The organism is Mycobacteroides chelonae (assembly GCF_016767715.1).
GTDB lineage: Bacteria > Actinomycetota > Actinomycetes > Mycobacteriales > Mycobacteriaceae > Mycobacterium > Mycobacterium gwanakae.
In genome coordinates this window covers 670,657-690,454 of record NZ_CP050145.1, presented here as the reverse complement: position 1 = coordinate 690,454, position 19,798 = coordinate 670,657, and the positions used below count along the sequence as shown (strand labels likewise).

General features: G+C 64.2%; 16 protein-coding genes. 6 read left to right on the top strand and 10 right to left on the bottom strand.

Translation table 11 applies throughout. From position 1 onward, the window contains the following. Nucleotides 1–21 precede the first annotated feature (21 nt). The 3 genes from HBA99_RS03430 to HBA99_RS03420 all read left to right on the top strand — a co-directional run bounded on the left by HBA99_RS03430 (nt 22) and on the right by HBA99_RS03420 (nt 4,030). Nucleotides 22–582, top strand: coding sequence for a TetR/AcrR family transcriptional regulator (locus tag HBA99_RS03430; RefSeq protein ID WP_420063465.1), 561 nt, complete (start codon nt 22–24; stop codon nt 580–582). After that, the gene (locus HBA99_RS03425) at nt 579–1,994 is read left to right on the top strand and encodes an amidase (RefSeq protein WP_070931533.1); all 1,416 of its coding nucleotides are present in this window, start codon (nt 579–581) and stop codon (nt 1,992–1,994) included. The genes HBA99_RS03430 and HBA99_RS03425 overlap by 4 nt, the downstream gene beginning before the upstream one ends. A gap of 104 nt (nt 1,995–2,098) precedes the next feature. Then, on the top strand, nt 2,099–4,030 hold the full coding sequence (locus HBA99_RS03420) for an esterase/lipase family protein (protein ID WP_070951570.1): 1,932 nt from the start codon (nt 2,099–2,101) through the stop codon (nt 4,028–4,030). Here HBA99_RS03420 and HBA99_RS03415 read toward each other — a convergent pair. Genes HBA99_RS03415 through HBA99_RS03400 form a run of 4 tightly spaced genes read right to left on the bottom strand, consistent with a single transcriptional unit; the run spans nt 4,027 to nt 9,171 of the window. Beyond that, nucleotides 4,027–5,685, bottom strand: a complete 1,659-nt coding sequence (locus tag HBA99_RS03415; protein ID WP_070931535.1) for an ABC transporter ATP-binding protein — start codon at nt 5,683–5,685, stop codon at nt 4,027–4,029. The genes HBA99_RS03420 and HBA99_RS03415 overlap by 4 nt on opposite strands. Beyond that, the gene (locus tag HBA99_RS03410) at nt 5,682–6,623 is read right to left on the bottom strand and encodes an ABC transporter permease (RefSeq protein ID WP_070931536.1); all 942 of its coding nucleotides are present in this window, start codon (nt 6,621–6,623) and stop codon (nt 5,682–5,684) included. The genes HBA99_RS03415 and HBA99_RS03410 overlap by 4 nt, the downstream gene beginning before the upstream one ends. Further along, nucleotides 6,623–7,648 (bottom strand): ABC transporter permease, encoded by a 1,026-nt coding sequence (locus tag HBA99_RS03405; protein ID WP_057969357.1) that lies wholly within the window; start codon nt 7,646–7,648, stop codon nt 6,623–6,625. Before HBA99_RS03405 ends, HBA99_RS03410 begins: the two co-directional genes overlap by 1 nt. Then, nucleotides 7,645–9,171: an ABC transporter substrate-binding protein gene (locus tag HBA99_RS03400; protein WP_081343118.1), complete on the bottom strand. Its 1,527-nt coding sequence runs from the start codon at nt 9,169–9,171 to the stop codon at nt 7,645–7,647. The genes HBA99_RS03405 and HBA99_RS03400 overlap by 4 nt, the downstream gene beginning before the upstream one ends. 206 nt (nt 9,172–9,377) lie before the next feature. On the opposite strand from HBA99_RS03400, the gene HBA99_RS03395 reads away from it, so the two are divergent. The 3 genes from HBA99_RS03395 (at nt 9,378) to HBA99_RS03385 (ending at nt 12,308) form a co-directional block, all read left to right on the top strand. Beyond that, nucleotides 9,378–10,349 (top strand): NAD-dependent epimerase/dehydratase family protein, encoded by a 972-nt coding sequence (locus tag HBA99_RS03395; RefSeq protein ID WP_064407787.1) that lies wholly within the window; start codon nt 9,378–9,380, stop codon nt 10,347–10,349. 343 nt (nt 10,350–10,692) lie between these two features. Further along, nucleotides 10,693–11,706 carry an AraC family transcriptional regulator gene (locus HBA99_RS03390; RefSeq protein WP_070951571.1) on the top strand — a complete coding sequence of 338 codons (1,014 nt, stop codon included), beginning with the start codon at nt 10,693–10,695 and terminating at the stop codon, nt 11,704–11,706. A gap of 74 nt (nt 11,707–11,780) precedes the next feature. Continuing rightward, a complete protein-coding gene (locus HBA99_RS03385; RefSeq protein WP_057969353.1) occupies nt 11,781–12,308 on the top strand; it encodes a hypothetical protein in 528 nt (175 codons plus the stop codon). On the opposite strand, the gene purF is transcribed toward HBA99_RS03385, so the two are convergent. The 6 genes from purF to purL form a co-directional block, all read right to left on the bottom strand. Continuing rightward, nucleotides 12,305–13,819 carry an amidophosphoribosyltransferase gene (gene purF / locus HBA99_RS03380; protein WP_030094221.1) on the bottom strand — a complete coding sequence of 505 codons (1,515 nt, stop codon included), beginning with the start codon at nt 13,817–13,819 and terminating at the stop codon, nt 12,305–12,307. The genes HBA99_RS03385 and purF overlap by 4 nt on opposite strands. A 179-nt stretch (nt 13,820–13,998) precedes the next feature. After that, complete coding sequence (locus HBA99_RS03375; RefSeq protein WP_064407785.1) at nt 13,999–14,385, bottom strand: sterol carrier family protein; 387 nt, start codon at nt 14,383–14,385, stop codon at nt 13,999–14,001. A 44-nt stretch (nt 14,386–14,429) separates the two neighbouring features. Further along, a complete protein-coding gene (locus HBA99_RS03370; RefSeq protein ID WP_070931541.1) occupies nt 14,430–15,032 on the bottom strand; it encodes a hypothetical protein in 603 nt (200 codons plus the stop codon). Between the two features lie 35 nt (nt 15,033–15,067). After that, nucleotides 15,068–15,709, bottom strand: coding sequence for an Rv0804 family intramembrane glutamic endopeptidase (locus HBA99_RS03365; RefSeq protein WP_070952345.1), 642 nt, complete (start codon nt 15,707–15,709; stop codon nt 15,068–15,070). Further along, on the bottom strand, nt 15,709–17,511 hold the full coding sequence (locus HBA99_RS03360) for an alpha/beta hydrolase (RefSeq protein ID WP_070951572.1): 1,803 nt from the start codon (nt 17,509–17,511) through the stop codon (nt 15,709–15,711). Before HBA99_RS03360 ends, HBA99_RS03365 begins: the two co-directional genes overlap by 1 nt. Beyond that, entirely contained in the window at nt 17,508–19,793 is a 2,286-nt protein-coding gene (gene purL, locus HBA99_RS03355) for a phosphoribosylformylglycinamidine synthase subunit PurL (protein ID WP_057969350.1), read from the bottom strand. The genes HBA99_RS03360 and purL overlap by 4 nt, the downstream gene beginning before the upstream one ends. Nucleotides 19,794–19,798: the final 5 nt, after the last annotated feature.

The following is a 19,798-nucleotide window of genomic DNA, read 5'->3' as shown; positions in this document are numbered from 1 at the left end:
GGCCTGGCGACCCGGGAGAGCATGCTCGATGCCGCGCTGCGGGTACTTGCCTCGGGTGATCCCACCGCCGTGTCGGCGAACAGAATCGCCAAGGAGTGCGGTGCCACCTGGGGCGCGGTGAAGTACCAGTTCGGTGATATCGACGGCCTGTGGGCTGCGGTGTTGCAGCGCACCGCCGAGCGTCGCGGCGACCAGCCGTGGCGGTCCGATCCCGAAGGCCCGCTGGATCGCCGGGTCAGCAAGATCGTCGAAACCCTCTATCGAGGGTTGACGTCGCCTGACTCCCGGGCCATCGAGAACCTGCGCCGGGCACTGCCCCATGAATCTGCCGAGTTGGAACGGCTGTACCCCCATACCGCCGCCGAGCTGGCCTCATGGAAGCATCGTTGGGCGCTGGCGTGTCAACTGGCGTTCGACGGCTTGGATGTGGATCCCGTCCGGGTGCGCGAGGTGGCAGCCTTCATTCCCGGTGCCATGCGTGGACTTGTGTCGGAAAAGCAGCTGGGAACCTATTCGGATCTGGAGGAGGCCCGCCGAGGGCTGACCAACGCGATCGTCGCCTACTTAGGAGGTCACGCATGACACGCGTGCACGCATTCACCGAGGACGCCCTGGGCGACCTGGATGCCACCGGGGTTGCGGAGCGGATCGCCTCGGGAGAGGTCACCGCCGCAGAGTGTGCCGACGCCGCCATCGTGCGCCTGGAGCGCGTCAACCCTGCGCTCAATGCGGTCGAGTTCAAGGATTTTCCGCGGGCACGGGAACGCGCACAACAGATCGAGGACGCCGCCGAAGACTCCGCCGCTTTTCGGGGGGTACCCACCGCGACAAAGTGCAACATCCATGTCGCCGGCATGCCGCTGACCGAAGGCTCCGCGGCGATTACACCGATACTGCAGACCGCAGACGGGCCATTCACGCAGCAGTTCCTCAGCACCGGGGTGGTCCCCATCGCATCGACAACCATGCCCGAGTACGGCTGGTCGGCCAGTACGGAACGTTCGGGCGGCTCGGTCACCCGCAACCCCTGGCATACCGACTTCTCGGCCGGAGGATCCTCGGGCGGCTCGGCAGCACTGGTGGCCGCCGGGGTGATACCGATCGCGCACGGTAACGACGGCGGCGGTTCCATCCGGATTCCTGCCGCGGCTTGCGGTCTGGTAGGCCTCAAACCCAGTCGCGGAAGGCTTTTGGGCGATCCGTCGAGCAGCTCAGCGCCCGTGAAGATCGTCGCCGACGGGGTGCTGGTGCGCAGCGTCCGCGACTGCGCACGGTTCTTCGAGGCGGCCGAGCTGCACTATCGCAACCCCAAGCTGACGCCGATCGGCCGCGTGGATCGCCCGGTGCAGCAGCGGCTGCGCATCGGGTTGTGCATGGATTCCCCGTTCACTCCGGCCACGGATACCGCGACCCGGCAAGCGGTGAATTCCGCGGCGGAATTGCTTGAATCCCTTGGCCACACCGTCGAGCCGTACGCACCGGCGGTGCTGCCCTCTTTCAAGGTCGACTTCGAGGATTACTGGTCCTTCTTGGCGTTCGCGGTCGCCAAGGGCGGCCCCCGGTTATTCGACGGGTTCGACGCCTCCCGGCTGGATCCGCTCACGGTCGGGCTCAGCCGCAGGTTTGTCCGGCGGTCGTATCGCACGCCGCTGTTCTTGGCCCGGCTGGCCGCATCGGCCCGGGTGTACGAGCGCGGATTTACCACCGGCATCGACGCGGTGCTCACTCCGGTGCTGACCCACACCACGCCGCGGATCGGGTACCTCACCCCGGACCAGGATCCCGAGGTGTTGCTGGACAAGCTGAGCTCCTATGTGGGATTCACTCCGGTGCACAACGCATCCGGTGCTCCGGCAATATCGCTGCCGCTCGGCCAGGATCGCGACGGCCTGCCTATCGGGGTCATGTTCAGTGGCCGTCGCGGCAGTGAGCGCACGTTGCTCGAGTTGGCATTGGAGATCGAGGAGGCGCGGCCCTTCTCACTTCTGGGCTAGCCAACCGCACGTCCACCGTGATGCCAGTCACAAACTGTCAGTGTTGCAACAAAATTGGCGTTCTCGACATGCGATCGGCCGGTTGAACACCTACCGTCGTCTTCATGCCGACGGCGTCGCACCGCGCGAGCAGTGACCTCCGGAATCCGTCTTCACATCACCCGCGTGCACGCAGGCTGCGCGTCCTGCTGGCCGCGGCACTGGTCGCATCATTGGTTGTCACAGACGGAACGCCTACTGCCCTGCGGGTAAGGCCCGGGCAGCCAGTGGCCGGTCCGGTGACACTGACGGTCGAATCGGGTTTCATCTCCCTGACCTCCAGCTCGACACCTCTGGAAAGCTTGACGATCACCCGGCGCGCCACCGTTTCACTGAACCCGGGCGAGAACGGCCGGGGGCTCGACGCGGTCATCACGTCCGAATCCCTCACGTCCCCCTCCGAAACCGGCAGTCCCACACCCGGGAGTATTCCGGTGGTCTTGGTACACGGGACCGCCGAGAATCAAAAGTACTGGGACGCGATGACGACAAGTCTGCACGATGCCGGAATGACTGCGTTCACTTTCGAATACGGACAGAAGGGATTCCAGGGTCTCGTCGGGTCGATCGGACAAAAGATCGGGCTGCGCGGATTCGGTGACGTCGAGGTGTCCACCCAACAACTCGCCGACGAAGTAGCGACAGTCTTGGACCGAACCGGCGCGGGCAAGGTAGACCTGGTGGGCCACTCACAGGGCGGCCTCCTGATCAAAAATTTCGTGGCGCAGGACAAATCTGACAGGGTCGCCAACGTCGTTCAGTTGGCGCCGTCGACTCACGGCACCACCTTCAGCGGGCTTGCGGACTTCATCGGCCCCGTCGGCAATTCCGTCGATATCAACGGCTGGAAGCCCGTCAAAGACGTGATCTACACGGCCGCAAGCACATTGGCGTGGCCGTCGTTAGCGCAACAAACCGTCGGCAGCCGATTTCTTGAGAAGCTCGACAAACTTCCGGACACCAAACCTGGTGTCGACTATCTGGTGGTGAGCACCAAGGACGATGTGGTGGCCACGCCGTACCGAGCTCAATTCATCACAGCGACACCGGGTTCCACCGCGGTCAACATCGAAGTACATTCCTTGCCCGGCGTGCCGCAAGATGGGGCGGTAGACCACGGCCTGAACACCGGAGACGTCATCTCGGCGGTGACCAACTACCTCAAGTCCGGCCAGTCGGCGCCGCGCACGGCCGATCAGGTCAAGGCCAATCCGGGTACCACGCTCACCCGGGACGGTGGCACGACAACCGTGTCCGAAGGCGGGAAGGTCGTCGCGACTATCGACGAGCAACCCGGGACTGCACAACAGAACCCTGCCAAGCAATCTCGTGAACCGGTTGGCAAGTCCGTCACCGGCACCACGGTCACCACGCCCTCGGGAGCGACACTCGAGGTAGCGGGGCGCGATGTCACGCTGAAGCGCAATGGTCAATCGGTCTCCATCAGCGAAGCGCACGGTGTGACAGTCGCCAGCACCCCTGCCGAACGGGCGCCGAGCACCAAGAGCTCCGCACCGGCGGATCACCCCGCCAAGGCGGACCAGAAGCCCTCGGCGCCCCAGCCCACGGGAATCACACCGAAAATCGGCATCGGTGCCAATGGAGTGACCGAGCGCAGCGGGACAACGACGGGCACCAAACCCGCAGAGCACCCGACTGGCGGCACCGCAACCGATTCGCCGTCTACGAAGACCTCGAAGACTGCGAAGTCGCCGACGGATAGCGCGACGAGCGGCACGGCGACCACAGGCACCGGCACCGGGCTGCATGCCACCAACGGCACATCCACACGCACCGGATCATCGAGCAGCCTTGGCGGGCAACAGTCCTCCACACCGAAGGCGACCACAAGCACGTCGGGATCAGGCCCTAGATCGGCAGCGGGTAGCGGCGACAGCAAGGCGGGACATTCGGGTGCGGGCTCCCGCCCGGATTCCGGCGACCACAAGAAGTCCACGGACGGGCCATCCCACGAACACGCCGCGGGCAACTCTTAAAGGCTGCGCTGGCGACTACGTTGGCGCTCGCGTTGCTCTATCGGATCCGGAACCGGCACCGCGGCAACCAATGTGCGGGTGTATTCGGTGGAGGGGTTATGCAGAATCTCGCGGCGCGGACCCAACTCTTCCAGGACACCATGGCGCAGCACCGCAACCTCGTCGGCCAGTCGATCCACCACGGCCAGATCGTGACTGATGAACAGGCAGGCGAACTGCCACTGACGCTGCAGTTCCTCGAACAGGTCCAGGACGGCCGCCTGCACCGACACGTCAAGCGCGCTGGTGGGCTCGTCGGCGACCAACAGGTCGGGTCCCAGGGCAAGCGCCCGGGCCAGGTTGGCACGCTGGCGTTGCCCCCCGGACAGTTCATGGGGATAACGGTTTTCCGTGCCGGCCGGAAGCTGTACGGCATCGATCAACTCGGCCACGCGGGTGAGAATCTTGCGCTGATCGCCGTATCGGTGTACCCGCATGGGCTCGGCAATACAGTCACCCACACGCATTTTCGGATTCAGCGAGGTTGCGGGGTCCTGAAAGACGAACCCGAACTTGGCGCGCAGCGGACGCAGCTTGCGTTGGCTCATGCCCACAAGCTCCTGCCCGAGCATCCGCACCGAACCCGAGGCAGGCTGCTGCAGCGCGGCCACGCATCGCCCGATGGTCGACTTTCCGGAGCCCGACTCCCCCACCAGCCCAAGGGTTTTCCCACGACCGATACTGAAGCTCACATCATCGACCGCACGGAAGGACGAGCGACCCAGCAGGCCGGGGAATTCCACGACCAGTCCGGACACCTCCAGGACAGGCTCGGCCGGTTCCCCGGCCTGGGTGGGAGCATGTTCGGGATCTCCCTGTCCCAGGTGCGGGACCGCCGCCAGCAAGGCCCGGGTGTACGGTTCGGCTGGTTCAGCGAAAAGCTGTTCCACCGGCGCTATTTCGACGACCTTCCCCTGTTTCATGACGACGACTCGGTCCGCGATATCGGCCACCACACCCATGTTGTGGGTGATGAGCACGATCGCACTGCCGATCCTGTCACGCAGATCTCTGAGGAGTTCCAGGATTTCGGCCTGCACCGTCACGTCCAGGGCCGTGGTCGGTTCATCGGCGATGATGACCGTGGGGTCACACGCGATGGCGATCGCGATGACCACGCGCTGTTTCTGGCCACCGGAGAGCTGATGCGGATAGCAGTCGTAACGACGCTCCGGATCGGGCAGCTGTACAAGCTTCAGTAGTTCGATGACACGTGCGCGGGCCTGTGCGCGTGTCATATCCGAGTGCGCGCGGACTGCCTCACTCACTTGGTATCCGATGGTGAACAGTGGATCCAGTGCCGCACCCGGCTCCTGGAAAACCATGGCGATGTCCTTGCCGCGCATAGCAGTCAGCTCGCGAGCCGACAACGTGGTCACGTCGCGGCCGTCGAGCAGGACTGAACCGGTAATGCGCGCGGTCTCGGGGAGCAGCCGGATGGCAGTACGCGAGGACACCGACTTGCCCGAGCCCGACTCCCCGACGACTGCCAGCACCTCTCCCGGCCTGACGTCGAATGACACATCTTCGACGGCGGCTACGGAGCCGCTGTCGGTGCTGAAGGTCACCGATAGCGACCGGAACGACAGAGCAGCCAACGGTTCCTTCTCGCTCATGCTTCCCCCCGCCTGGTCCGCAGGAGCGGGTTGATGATCTCGTTGAGACTCTCGCCCACCAGCGTCATCCCGAGCACCACCAGCACAATCGCCGTACCGGGAAAGACGCCCGTCCACCAAATGCCGTTCGCGACATCCGATAGCGCTTTGTTCAGGTCATAGCCCCATTCGGCGGCTTGGGTGGGCTCGATACCGAAGCCGAGGAACCCCAGTCCTGCCAGCGTCAGGATGGCCTCGGCGCCGTTGAGGGTGATGATCACCGGTAGCGACGAGGTGACATTGGACAGGATGTGCCGGAACAGGATTCGTGGAGTGCTGGCACCGGTGACCCGTGCGGCGTCAACGAACGGCTCTTGTTTGACGCCAACGGTGGCGTTGCGTACCACCCGGAAGTACTGGGGCACGAAGACGGCCATGATGGCAATGGCTGCGGCGAGAATGCCTCCGCCGGTACTGGATTGACCGCCAGTGACCGCTATCGACACCACGATGGCCAGCAGCAGTGAGGGCATCGCGTACAGCGCGTCCATCACCAGCACCAGCACCCGGTCCAGCCAGCCGCCCAGGTAACCGGAGGTCAGACCCAGCGCCACGCCCACCGGCAGGGACACCACCAGCGAGGTCACTATGACCAGCAGTGCGGTGCGGGCACCAAACAGCACCCGCGAGAACACATCTTCACCACGCACCGAAGTCCCGAACCAGTGCTGCCATGATGGTGCCTGCTGACGGACAAAATCGACACCGTCCGCACTGGTCTGGGCGAATCCGTACGGCGCCAACAGGGGCGCCAGTATCGCAACGAGAATGAACACCGCGACCAGGACCAGACCGGCCACCAGTGTGAACCGCTGCAGGCCATGCGTGGAACGCAACAGACCCACACCCGGCACGCCGCGCAGCCGGTCCCCCAGAGGTGTCCTGACCGATGCCGTCATCAGAACCTCACCCTCGGGTCGATAAAGGCGACCACCACATCGATGACGAAACTCATCACCGCGACGATGATCGCGATCACGGTGACGATGCCCTGCACGGCGACGAAGTCACGCGCCGAAAGATAGTGCGCCAGTTGTGAGCCCAATCCATTCCATTCGAAGGCCGTTTCGGTCAGCACAGCACCGGCGAGCAGCATGGCAATCTGCATACCCATCACCGTGACCACCGGCACCAGTGAGTTCCGGAAGGCGTGCCTCCCCACGACGACTCTCTCCGAAAGCCCACGGGCGCGGGCCGCGTCCACATACCCCGCACGCAACGTCTGCAGGAGATTGACGCGCACCAATCGCAGGAACACCCCCGCGGTCAGCAGCCCGAGCGCCAGCACCGGTAGCACCAAATGTTTGAGCGCGTCCATGAAATATCCACTGTTGCCGTACAACACGGTGTCCACCAGCAGCAGGTGGGTGCGGTGCGGCATGGCATCCAGCGCGATCTCGGTCCCTACGGTGCTGCGCCCCGAGGCCGGCAACCATCCCAGTTTCACCGAGAAGAAGAGCTTGAGCAGGATCGCGACGAAGAACACCGGGGCCGCGTAGAAGAACACCGCCGCCAGCCGCAACGACACGTCGGTGACCTTGTCACGATGCGTCGCCGCCAGCCGCCCCAAGGGAATACCCACCAGCAGGGCCAAGAGGATCGCACCGGTGGCAAGCTCGAGGGTGGCGGCACCGTTGACCACGATGATGTCGGTGATCGATCGCTTGTCGGTCAATGTGCGCCCAAAGTCCCCGCGCAGCACGCCGCTGAGGTACTCCCAATATTGGGTCCAGATGGGCCGGTCGAACCCCGCCTCGGCCTTGCGTTTGGCGATCTCTGCGGGTGTGAGCCGCCCACCAGCCTGTGCGGTGATGGGATCGCCGATACCGCGCATGAGCACGAACACCAGCGTCATCAGGATCCATGCCGTCGGAATGATCAGTGCCAGACGTACCCCGAGATAGCGCAGCAGCGTGGTGCTCATGCGGCGCTGCCTGTCTTCTTCAGCGGAGTGAACTGGAATTTGAATGAGGGGCCGAGCTTGATCCCGTCGACATTCTTCACCGACACCGCAATCTGTTTCCCAGTCAGCAGCGGCAGCGTCGAAATGTGGTCCCGTGCCATCATGTCCTGGATCTGGCCGATGATGCTCAGGCGCTTGGCCCGGTCAGGTTCGGTGGCCTCGGCGGTGATGAGCCGCGTGATGGTGTCGTTCTCGAAATGGTTCACGACCATGTTGTCCGGCATGAAGAATGGCGTCAGATAGTTGTCAGGATCGGGGAAATCGGGAAACCAACCGAACTGATATACGGGATACGAGTCCGATGACCGCCTCTCCTGGTAGGCGACCCACTCTGTCGACTGCAAGTCGACCCGAAAAAGGCCGGACGACTCGAGTTGTCCCTTGACCGCCGCGTACTCCTCCGATGAATTGCTGCCGTAATGATCCGGGTTGTACTGCAGATTAATCAGCACCGGGACTGAAACCTTGGCATCGGACAAGAACCTTCGAGCCAAATCTACGTTGGGTTTGGCCCCATAGAGCGTCTTGAATGATTCGGTAGCACCTGCCATGGAGTCCGGCACCACCGAATAGGCCGGGGTATAGATTCCCTTGTACACGTTGCGGGACAGTGCTTCACGGTCGACCAACGAGGACACTGCCTTGCGGACGGCGAGCTTCTGGGCATCCGTGCCGCCCGGCATGGTCTTGAGATTGAAGACGATATACCTGAGCTCGCCACCGGGCCCCTCATGTACGGCAAGGCGCGGATTGACCCGCAATGTCTCGATATCGTTGGGGGACAGACTCCGGTAGGCGATATCGATGGCCCGGTTCTCGATGTCGATCTTCAGGTTCTCGCCACCGGTGTAGTACTTGATACCTACTAGCTCCCATTGCGGCTTACCCAGTCCGCCAATGTATGTGGGATTGGCCCGCAGCCCGATCAGCTGGTTCTTGCTGTGCGAGGTAATGGTGTAGGGGCCTGCGAACGGCTCGGCGCGCGCGATGGCGTCGTCATCGAGCAGCCGGTCCGCCGGGAAGACCTCTTCATCGATGATGGGTCCGGCATTGGTGGCGAGCACCTGAGGAAACGTCTGATCGTTGGGGAGTTTAAGCCGGAAGTCGACGGTCAGGTCATCGGGCGTCTCAACACGATCGAGATTGGCCAGCAGCGACTGCGGCCCGTTGGGATCGTCGATCACGCGCTCGCGGTCATACGAATACTTCACATCCGAGGACGTCAGCTTGTGCCCGTTGGCGAACACGGAGCCCGGCTTGAGCGTGCAGCTGTATACCGTGGGGTTTTTGAAGCCGCACGATGACGCCAAGTCGGGTTTGAGGTCGCCGGTCCCCGGGGTGAAGTTCATCAAAAATGGGTAGACCTGGTTCTCGACCTGAAACGAGCCATTGTCGTAGGCCCCCGCCGGGTCGAGGGTGGACACGCGGTCCGTAGTGCCCACCGTGAGGTACTCGCCGTCGACAGCTCCCGGTGGCCTACCCACCCCACACCCGGCAACGAGCAGCACGGATGCGGCCACGGCCAGTTTGCGCATCCGACGAGTATGGCAACACTTGCCCCAACCCGCTGAGGTGCGGTGCAATACATGTCACAAGGCCGACCAAGCGAGCGTTAGGTAGGTTGGTTGCGATCCCGCCGTCCGCGTCAGCGCCGGGCGGTCACGACACCCGAGCCACATGAGGGACTGAAATGAAGACTGCCGTCACCGGAGCCGCCGGCTTCATTGGTACCAACCTAGTCAATCTCCTCGTGGAGAACGGCCATGACGTGGTCGCCATCGACCGCGTAGTGCCCAGTTCACCGGAGACCCGCAGCGCCGTGACCTGGGTATCCGGCGATGTACTCGACCTGGCGTCGATGACCAAGGCCCTCGAAGGCGTCGAGGTGGTCTACCACCTGGTGGCCGTCATCACCCTCAAACACGAAGACGAGCTGTGCTGGCGCATCAACACCGAAGGTGCGCGCACCGTCGCGCAGGCCGCCCTCACCGTCGGAGCCCGCCGGATGGTGCACTGCAGCTCCATCGACTCGTACTCCAACAGCGTGGCCACCATCGACGAGAAGTCGCCGCGCTCGACGGGTGCCGACTTGCCCGTCTACCAGCGCTCCAAATGGGGTGGAGAAGTAGCTGTGCGTGAGGTCATCGAGTCCGGGCTCGATGCCGTCATCGGCAATCCCACCGGGGTTTACGGTCCGGTGGACCTGCCCAACCTGTCGCGGATCAACCAGCTGCTGTTCAACAGTGCGCGCGGCCGACTGCCCGGCATGGTGAACAGCCAGTACGACCTTGTCGATGCCCGCGATGTCGCGGCCGGCCTCTACCTCGCCGGAGAGAAGGGCCGCACCGGCGAGAACTACCTCCTTGGCGGCTACATGGGCAGCCTGTTGCAGGTGTGCCGTCTGGCTGCTCAGCACGTCGGCAAGCGCGGCCCGTTGTTCGCGCTGCCCATGGGACTTCTCAACGCCGCCATCCCGGTCATCGAGCCGATCGGCAAGCTGCTGAAGAACGATGCACTGAGCCGCGCCGCATTCAACAAACTGACCGTGTCACCCGCCGTCGATATCACCAAGGCCCGGACCGAGCTCGGTTACGACCCACGGTCCACGGCGACAACGGTGACCGAGCTGGTGGACTTCTTCGTCAGTTCGGGTCGGCTCTAGCCCCACGCGCGAGCCCCACATTGGGCACCAGCACATCGATCGGGGCGTTGCCAGGTTCCCGTATGAGCTCCTGGTCGAATTTCCCTGACCTGCCCAGGGAGGCCAGGTCAGCGGCCACCTCGTGGATGCGGCAGCCGGATCATCCATGTCGAAATCACGGACATAGGAAGGGAAATCGCGACGACCTGCCCGTCAGGGAACGGATCGAGCTATTCGCCCATATTGGTCGAGATGGCAGAGGCCCTGCGCGCGCGTGCAATTGACGTGCCGCAGCGTCGTGGTAGTTGAAACTGGCAACAATTTATACCAAGATCACCTCTCGAATCTTGAATCTGGAGGTGACGTGGAGCAGCTGTCCATCCCGCCGCATTGGGGCACCGTGGCGACGGAACTGGCACAGCGACAGGGCATAGACCCCGCCAAAATACTGATGGATGTGCAGGTTTCACCGCGATTCCTTACTGGCGAGCCTGCGGTGCTCAGCCGCGAGCAGATTCGAACCATGGTGTGCGAGGTACTTGCCCGCACACGCGACCTGTCATTCGGCATCAGCCCCATGCCGGTCCCGCCCGAGACGCTTCAGGTCCTCTTGTTCAGCCTCGCAACCTCAGAAAATGCCGGCGCGGCATTGGACCGCTGGACGGCATTCCGGGACGCGATGCCGCTGGTACCGCATATGACGGCAACCAGATCCGGAGATCGCGCCACCGTGGAGATCGAGGTATCCGCGCTCAAGCTGCCCGACGCCACGGTGACCGAGTGGAGCCTGGCCATCGTCGTGCGAGTCTGGAGCTGGTTGACCATGCGGTCGATCCGCGTCGAACGCATTCGCGTCCCGCAAGCACGCCCGATCGGACGGTCGGATCACAGTAATATCCTCGGGGCTCCGATCGAGTTCGGTAGTGCTTCGGCCACAATGATTCTGGATGCCGAGGTCCTCGACGCCCCGATCTTGCGCACCGAGGCGGAGATAACATCGCTCCTCGACCATCCCGAAGAGATCTGGTTCGACGTCCGAGGTTATGACCAGCAGTTACCCGAGCGTATCGAGCGAATCGTCAGATCGAGCATCGGGCAGAGGATTCCAAGCGTGAGCGATATCGCGACCGCTCTGAACATGACATCCTCGGCCCTACAGCGTTCCCTTCGAAGCGAGTTCGGCACCTCGGTGCGAGAAATCAGGGACGCCGCACTCCGCGATGAAGCCATCAGGAGCCTGGAGAGCGGAGCAGAATCTCTCAGCGATCTATCGATCCGCCTTGGCTTTTCGGAGTTGAGCGCTTTTACCCGCGCCTTCCGGCGCTGGACGGGAGCTTCGCCGGCTCAGTACCGAGACGGTGCGCGTTCGGTCAAGTAATTCGCCCAATTCGGTCATCGCACGCTCCCCTTCCATCCCGTAACCTCGGGCCAACGCGATCCGAGGGGGAGAGTTTGCTATCGGCTGAACGGCGTTTCGAGTTCTCCCGCAGTCTTGAGGAAATCTCTTCGGTGGCCGACTTCGAGCTACCGTCCTCCAGCGACATCGAACCCGGCAATCACGCGCCGTTCGCGTTCACCGATGGAGCTCGTCGGCTCGGTGATCTCACCGTCGGTGACGAATTCACCACGCAGACCGGAATCGCCGGTCTCATGACACCCATCGAATGGGTCGTCGTCGAAATCACCCACACGACACAACTTCTCGCCGCCCGCCGGGGCCGCTATCAGGTGGTCTCGCAGGGATTGCAGGGGGCGACCGCCACCGTCGTGCTCAACGTCTACGAACAGACACCGTCAGTGGTGGCGGAACTGTTCGTCCTGATCGACGAGGTAATCCTGACCGGTGACCTTCAGCATTCGTTCATGACAGCACTCGACGGCATGATCGACACCCAGGTTGAACTCATCAAGGCCAATTCAGAAGTGCTTCGGGACGTCACCGTCGTTGAGGAGTATCCACCGCGGGGACGTCAGCCCTAACGCGCTTGAACGGGATCCGCGCTGTCGCTTGATGTCTCCCGCGCGGTCGCCGCGAGCATGTTTTCGACCACATTCTTGCCGAGCGCCGTTTCCTTCGGCAGCTCGATCGGGTACTGACCGTCAAAGCATGCACAGCACAACCGCGACCGGGGCTCCTGGGTGGCGGCGACCATTCCTTCGGCAGAGATATACCCAAGGCTGTCGGCACCGATCGCGGTGCGGACACCATCGAACATCTCGTCGTCCGACTCCACCGCGTTGGCGATGAGTTCTGCGGGAGAAGCGAAGTCGATGCCGTAGAAACATGGCCAGCGCACCGGCGGCGACGCAATGCGCACGTGCACCTCGGCCGCCCCGGCCTCGCGCAACATCCGCACCAGTGCCCGCTGGGTGTTGCCACGAACGATCGAATCATCTACCACCACAAGCCGCTTGCCTCGGATGACCTCGCGAAGAGGATTGAGCTTCAGGCGGATGCCGAGCTGGCGGATGGTCTGCGACGGCTGGATGAAGGTGCGGCCCACATAGGCGTTCTTCATCAATCCCTGCCCATATGGGATGCCCGAGCCTTGCGCGTACCCGACGGCCGCCGGGATCCCGGATTCCGGAACACCGATCACCAGGTCCGCGTCTACGGAGTGTTCGGCCGCAAGCCGGCGCCCGATCTCGACGCGGGTGGAGTGCACGGAACGTCCGTCGAGCATGCTGTCGGGCCGGGCCAGGTACACGTACTCGAAGACACAGGTCTTGGGTGTCGCGTTGGCGAATCGGCTGGAGCGAACGCCGTCGGCGTCAATGGCCAGTAGCTCGCCGGGCTCGATGTCCCGCACGAAGGAGGCGCCCACGATGTCCAGGGCCGCGGTCTCCGAGGCAACCACCCAGCCGGTGTCGAGACGGCCCAGGCACAGCGGCCTGACCCCGTGCGGGTCGCGCGCCGCGTACAGCGTGTTCTCATCCATGAACACCAGACAGAACGCGCCACGAACGGTGGGCAGCAGCGACATCGCCGCTTGCTCGATGGTGGTATCGGCGGCACCGTGCGCCAACAGTGCGCCCATGATGTCCGAGTCGGTCGTGGCCATACCCGGAGTCTTCGGGTTGATAAGCCCCGCGTCGCGCGCCCGTTCGGTGAGTTCGGCCGTATTGACCAGGTTCCCGTTGTGTCCCAGCGCCACCCCGGTGCCCGCGGCAGTCGTCCGGAACACGGGTTGCGCGTTCTCCCAGGTCACCGAGCCGGTGGTGGAGTAACGGCAGTGCCCGATCGCGACATGTCCGAGCATGGCGGCAAGCGTCTGCTCGTCGAACACCTGACTGACCAGACCGAGATCCTTGAACACAACCACCTGCGAGCCATCGGCGACAGCGATACCCGCGGCCTCCTGGCCGCGGTGCTGCAACGCGTACAGCCCGTAGTACGTGAGTTTTGCTACTTCTTCGCCGGGTGCCCAGACCCCGAATACGCCGCATTCTTCACGAGGGTCGTTTTCCAACTCAATCGGCTGTGCGGTCACTATGGCTGCTCCCTGGTGGGGGGTGGGTGACCACATCAGTCTACGGGTGAAGGTAGCTGAACGCTGAATCGGCAGGCCGCGCCCGGCGAAAGTGCCCGTGGATACCGTCGCGGACGTGATCGAGGCCACTACGGGGCCCTCATCGTGGTGCCCACAGCGACGAGTTCCACCACGCCTGGCTAGCCGAGCGGCACCAACGGCAGCCAGTCCGCGATCTCGGCGGCCCGTGATCCGGACACCGTGACGGTGCGGTCGGCGGTGGCCACGTCCAACGTCAGCAGACCCGTCGCCAAGAGCAGCCAGGTACGCGGGGTGGTCTCCACCACGTTGGGCGGGGTACCGCGGGTATGACGCGGACCCGAGATGCATTGCACTGCAACAAAGGGCGGCACCCGTACTTCTACGGACGCCCCGGGAGCATCTGCGGCGAGAGTTCGGGCGGTGAATCGGACGGCGTCGGCGAGTACCGCGCGTTCCGGCTCGGGCGCGTGCGCATCACGCAGCCAGTCCGCGATCGCGAGTACTGCCGCCCGCGTCGAGGACGCGTCGGGCGGGCGAGCTGGCATGTGCGCCAGCCTATCCGTGGAGCGCCGGCGCCCGGCCGGGGAACCTACGCCCCGTCGCAGATTCCCGAGTCCCGAATGGTGTTGCCGTAGACGTTGGCCGTGGCGATGTTGGCGTTGATCACTCCGGATGGCAACTGCTGCTTGATCTTGTCGCTGATCTGAGTGAACTGGAACCACAGGTGATAGAACGAGTCGCCGTTGTAGAGCGGCGAGTATTGGCTCTGATCCGGGTAGTTGGTGATGTACAGGGCGTGCACCCGCGGATCCAGGAACGCCGCGGACTGGTCCAGGTTGGCGGTCACCACGTTGCCGACAGTGTCCGACCCCGAGGCCGCCCAGACGTCATGGTGATCACGTAGGTAGTTCTGGAATCCGTACACCGAAGCCATCAAGGTGCCGTACTGCGCATTGAACCACTGGCAGGAATCACGCAGCGCCGTGACCTGCTCATCGGTCGCTCGGTTCTGCCACATGTTGTACGGGAACACCGAGGTGTCCGGCGACCAGTCCGACGGGTACGGGACGAACACGGGTAATGACGCGCCCGCTCCGGGCTCGGCGCTTGCTGGTGCGGCCAGCGCCACTCCGGCAGCCACCGCCATACCGGCCAGTACCGCACCGGTCCTGCTCATCCACTTCGAGACCATCTGTGCAGTATTCCGCCGAATGTCGACTTTTGGTATCAGTTGCTCGCACTTTCTCGCCCCAACCCGACATTCGGCCGGGAAACGTACAGGGTTGCCACCGCGCCCGCCTCGTTGAGCGCCAGGTGGGTGAGCATGGGCGCCGCCACGCTCCCCGATCGCTCGCGTAGCCAGCCCAACAGCCAGCCGAACATTCCGGTGACCAGCACCGTTCCCAGGATGGAATCTCCCGCTGCGCGAGCAGGCCGGATATGAGCCAGTCCAAAGGCCACTGCCTGGACCACACCGCCCAGCCCGCGGCCGAAGGCCCCGGTGGCCATCGGCTGCAGCACCCCGCGGAAGCCGAGTTCCTCCGACCACACCGTGCCCACCGGAATGTGCAGACCCAGCCAGGCCGCGGGATGCAGGCCGATATCCCGCTCCCGCATGGACGTGCGCACCGGTTCCAGCGCCGGAGAGACACCGACGGCGGCGGCCACCACCGAGGCGACCACGCCACCGAGCCGCAATCCGGCCGCCAGTGGATGTTGTCGAAGCCCCAGCGGGATGCCCGCGACGGCCGCGAGCACCGAGCTGGCGCCCGCCCCGATCAGCGGCCGCCAACGTTGCGGGACCCGTTCCAGGGCCGTCGGCCAAACCACGAGCGCCATGGCCAGAATGAGCACCCTGAATCGGGCGATCACGTATCGGGGCCGTCGAGCGACGCGGTGTCGACCAGAGCCTTCCGGATGCGTTCGGTGTCCTGTGGGGTCCAGCCGTCGGGCGGGGCAATCGCCGCCCAGCCGTTCACCGATGAGATGCCGTAATTGTGTCCGTGCCCATCGGGCACACCGACGGCGTTGGCCAGGTCGGCGGCCACCTGCCAGAAGGTGACGATGGGGTACCAGCGCATGGCAACAGACCGATCCCCTACCGGCGCCTCCTTGAGCCAATCCGGTTGGCTGAAAAGCAGATCCGTGGACCACCAGGTCACCGGGTCTGACGGATGCTGCACGAAAAGCACCCGAGGGTTCTGCCACGGTGGCCTGGCCAGCGCGTCGATATCGGGGCCTATCGCGAAACGCGCCGTGAATCCGCTGTCGTAGACCGGGAGAGCTTCCAACGTGCCCCGGTCACGCTTGGACACCAGCTCATTCCAGATCTGGCTGAAATTCGGCGGACCGGTCCACAACACACCGTCGACGCCGGCCGCACGGATATCGCCGAGGCCATCGAACGCACCTTGTCCCGCAAACGATCCCAGGCTTTCGCCGTAGATGAGCAGCTTGGGTCGATGCCCCTGCGGCTGCTGCGCCCACCGTTTCTGAACAGTGTCGACCAAGAGCCTGCCCGAGGCCAGCGCCTTCTTCTTGTCTGCCAGGAACGAGATCCAACTGGGCAGGAAGGAGTACTGGGTGGCCACGATCGCGGTGTCGCCGTTGTACATGAGCTCGATACCGCGCGCGGCGGCCGGCGTCACCCATCCGGTTCCAGTGGTCGGGACGATGATCAGCGCCTTGCGCTCGAAAGCCTTGGTGCGCTCCAGTTCCCGCACCAGGATGTCGGCGCGTTCCTCGGCGGTGTCGGCGGTCTCCAGGCCCGCGTAAACCCTGATGGGTTCCTTGGCCTGGCGACCGTTCACCTTGGCCAGCTCATCGGCATGTAAGCCACCTGAGACGAAGTTGCGTCCCTCATAACCGAGGCTCTCCCACGAGGCCAGCGACGCCGGACTTCCGGAACGCTCCGGCTGCGTGGGCTGTTCCACCCCGGCACGGGTGGTGTCGTTATGTGGACCGAATGAGGCATTGGCCGCGGAGAAGAAGCCACGTACCAGCACACCGTTGAACAACATGATGGTCAGCACCGCGACGATGGCGGTACCGATGAGAAGTGATACCTCCTGGCTCAGCCGCAGCCGCCGGATGAGGAACCGGGCCAACAGCCGAACCAGGTCACGCAAGACTCGCGCCACCGAAATAAACAGTGCACCAACGGCAATCGAGACGAGGAACGATTTTGAGTACTCAATTGTCGTCGGCCCTTGAGTCTCCATGAGCGCCGCGATCTGGCGTTGCCAGCGTGCGGCGGGCACGATCATCGCCAGCGAGCACACCGCCGAGAGCAGCACCACCCCGAGCTTGGCGGTCACCATCACCCGATCACGCAGCGGCCACCATTTCTGGTGACGGAGCCAAAAACGCAGCACCAGTTTCGAAAGCGCGACACCGATGCCGTAGCCGATGGCCGCGGTGGCTCCGCCAATCAGACCCTGGAACAGCCAGGTACGCGGCATCAGCGACGGAGTAAGCGACAAGCAGAAGAACAAGGCACCGAAGGCGATTCCACTGAAGTCCAGCCGCACCAGATTCCATGCCCAGGCCACCAAGGGGTGCCGGTCCTCGAGATGATCCTCTAACTCCTGGAACGCCAGCCAACTGCGGCCGATCCAATCATCGGGATCGACGGTGCTCGTCGTGACCGGGACTCCAGGAGTCTCGCTCATCCGAACAATCCGGGCAAAACACCTTCATGGACTTCGCGCAGCTCGGCCAGCGTCACCGAGAACTGGCCCTGCACCTCAACGGAATCCGAACCCTGATCGACAACGCCTATACGCACCGCGGGCAACTGCCGCGCCTCACACATCGCGACGAATCTGCTCTCCTCGGTACGCGGCACCGCGACCAGCACCCGCCCGGCAGACTCGGAGAACAACGCCACGAAGGGATCGGCCCCCTCGGGAAGCAAGATGCGGCAACCAGTTTCGCCGGCAAGCGACGACTCGATGACGGCCTGGATGAGCCCGCCCTCGGACAGGTCGTGAGCGGCGGACACCAGCCCGTCCCGCGACGCGGCGGTGAGAACCTGGGCAATCAGCTGCTCGCGGGCCAGGTCGACCTTCGGCGGGGTGCCACCCAGGTGATCGTGTGCCACCTGCGCCCAGATGGAGCCGTCGAACTCGTCGGCGGTGTCGCCCAGCAGGATCAGCGTTTCTCCGGGTTCGGTGCCGAATCCCGTAGGGATACGCCGTTTTACGTCGTCGATAACGCCCAGTACCCCGACCACCGGAGTGGGCAGGATGGGGGTGGTGCCGGTCTGGTTGTAGAAGCTGACGTTGCCACCCGTGACCGGGATGCCCAGTTCCACACAGCCATCGGCGAGACCGCGGACCGCCTCGGAGAACTGCCACATGACGCCCGGGTCCTCCGGGGAGCCGAAGTTCAGGCAGTTGGTCACGGCGACGGGGGTCGCACCGGAGGCCGCCACATTGCGGTACGCCTCAGCGAGCGCCAAGCGGGCGCCGTTGTAGGGATCGAGCACCGTGTACCGACCGGAAGCATCCGTGGCCAAGGCGATTCCACGCCCGGTCTGCTCGTCCACCCGGATCACGCCGGAGTCGGCATGCTCGGCGAGCACGGTGTTTCCGCGCACGTACCGGTCGTACTGCTCGGTGATGAAGGCACGGCTGCACAGGTGCGGGCTGCCGATCATGTCCAGCAGCGTCTGCCGCAGCTCCCCGGCTGTGGCCGGGCGCGCCAAACCTGCTGCAGTGTCTGCGATCAGCGCGTCCTGGGTGTCGGGCCGGGCCACCGGGCGCTGGTAGACGGGGCCCTCGTGAGCAACGGTCCGCGGCGGCACATCGACAACGGTCTCGCCGTGCCAGGTGATCCGCAGCCGGTCACCATCGGTCACCTCACCGATGACGGTGGCCAGCACATCCCACTTACGGCACACGGCCATGAAGGCATCTACGTTCTCCGGGGTCACCACCGCGCACATGCGCTCCTGAGACTCGCTGGAGAGCACCTCAGCCGGTGTCATTCCGGTCGCGCGCAGCGGCACCTTATCCAGATCGATGTGCATGCCGCCGTCCCCGGCCGAAGCCAGTTCCGATGTGGCGCAGGATAGTCCGGCACCACCGAGGTCCTGGATGCCGACCACCAGATGTGCCGCGTACAGCTCAAGGCAGCACTCGATGAGCACCTTCTCGGTGAACGGGTCGCCCACCTGCACGCTGGGGAGCTTCTTGCGAGAGGCACCGTCGGCCTCGTCACCGCCGAAGGTCTCCGAGGCCAGCACCGACACACCGCCGATACCGTCGAGACCGGTGCGTGCGCCGAACAGGATGATCTTGTTGCCGGTGCCGGAGGCGAAGGCCAGATGCAGATCTTCCTTGCGCAGCACGCCTGCACACAGCGCGTTCACCAACGGATTACCGGCATAGGAGGCATCGAACACCGTCTCACCGCCGATGTTGGGCAGCCCCAGCGAGTTCCCGTAGCCGCCGATACCGCGCACCACGCCATCGAAGACACGGCGGGTGTCGGGGGCATCGGCAGCACCGAAGCGCAGCTGATCCATGACGGCGATCGGCCGGGCGCCCATGGCCATGATGTCGCGAACAATGCCGCCCACACCCGTGGCAGCGCCCTGGTATGGCTCGACATACGACGGGTGGTTGTGCGACTCGACCTTGAAGGTGACCGCCCAGCCATCGCCGATGTCCACCACTCCGGCGTTCTCACCGATGCCGGCGAGCATCGCCGAGCGCATCTCCTCGGTGGTGGTCTGCCCGAAGTAGCGCAGGTGCACCTTGGAGGACTTGTACGAGCAGTGCTCGCTCCACATCACCGAATACATAGCCAGCTCGGCGTCCGTAGGACGGCGCCCAAGGATCTCTCGGATGCGGGCGTACTCGTCGTCCTTGAGCCCTAGTTCAGCGAAGGGCTGCGGGTGATCGGGGGTGGCTGTTGCGTTGTCGACCGTATCAACCCGTGAAGTCACGAACA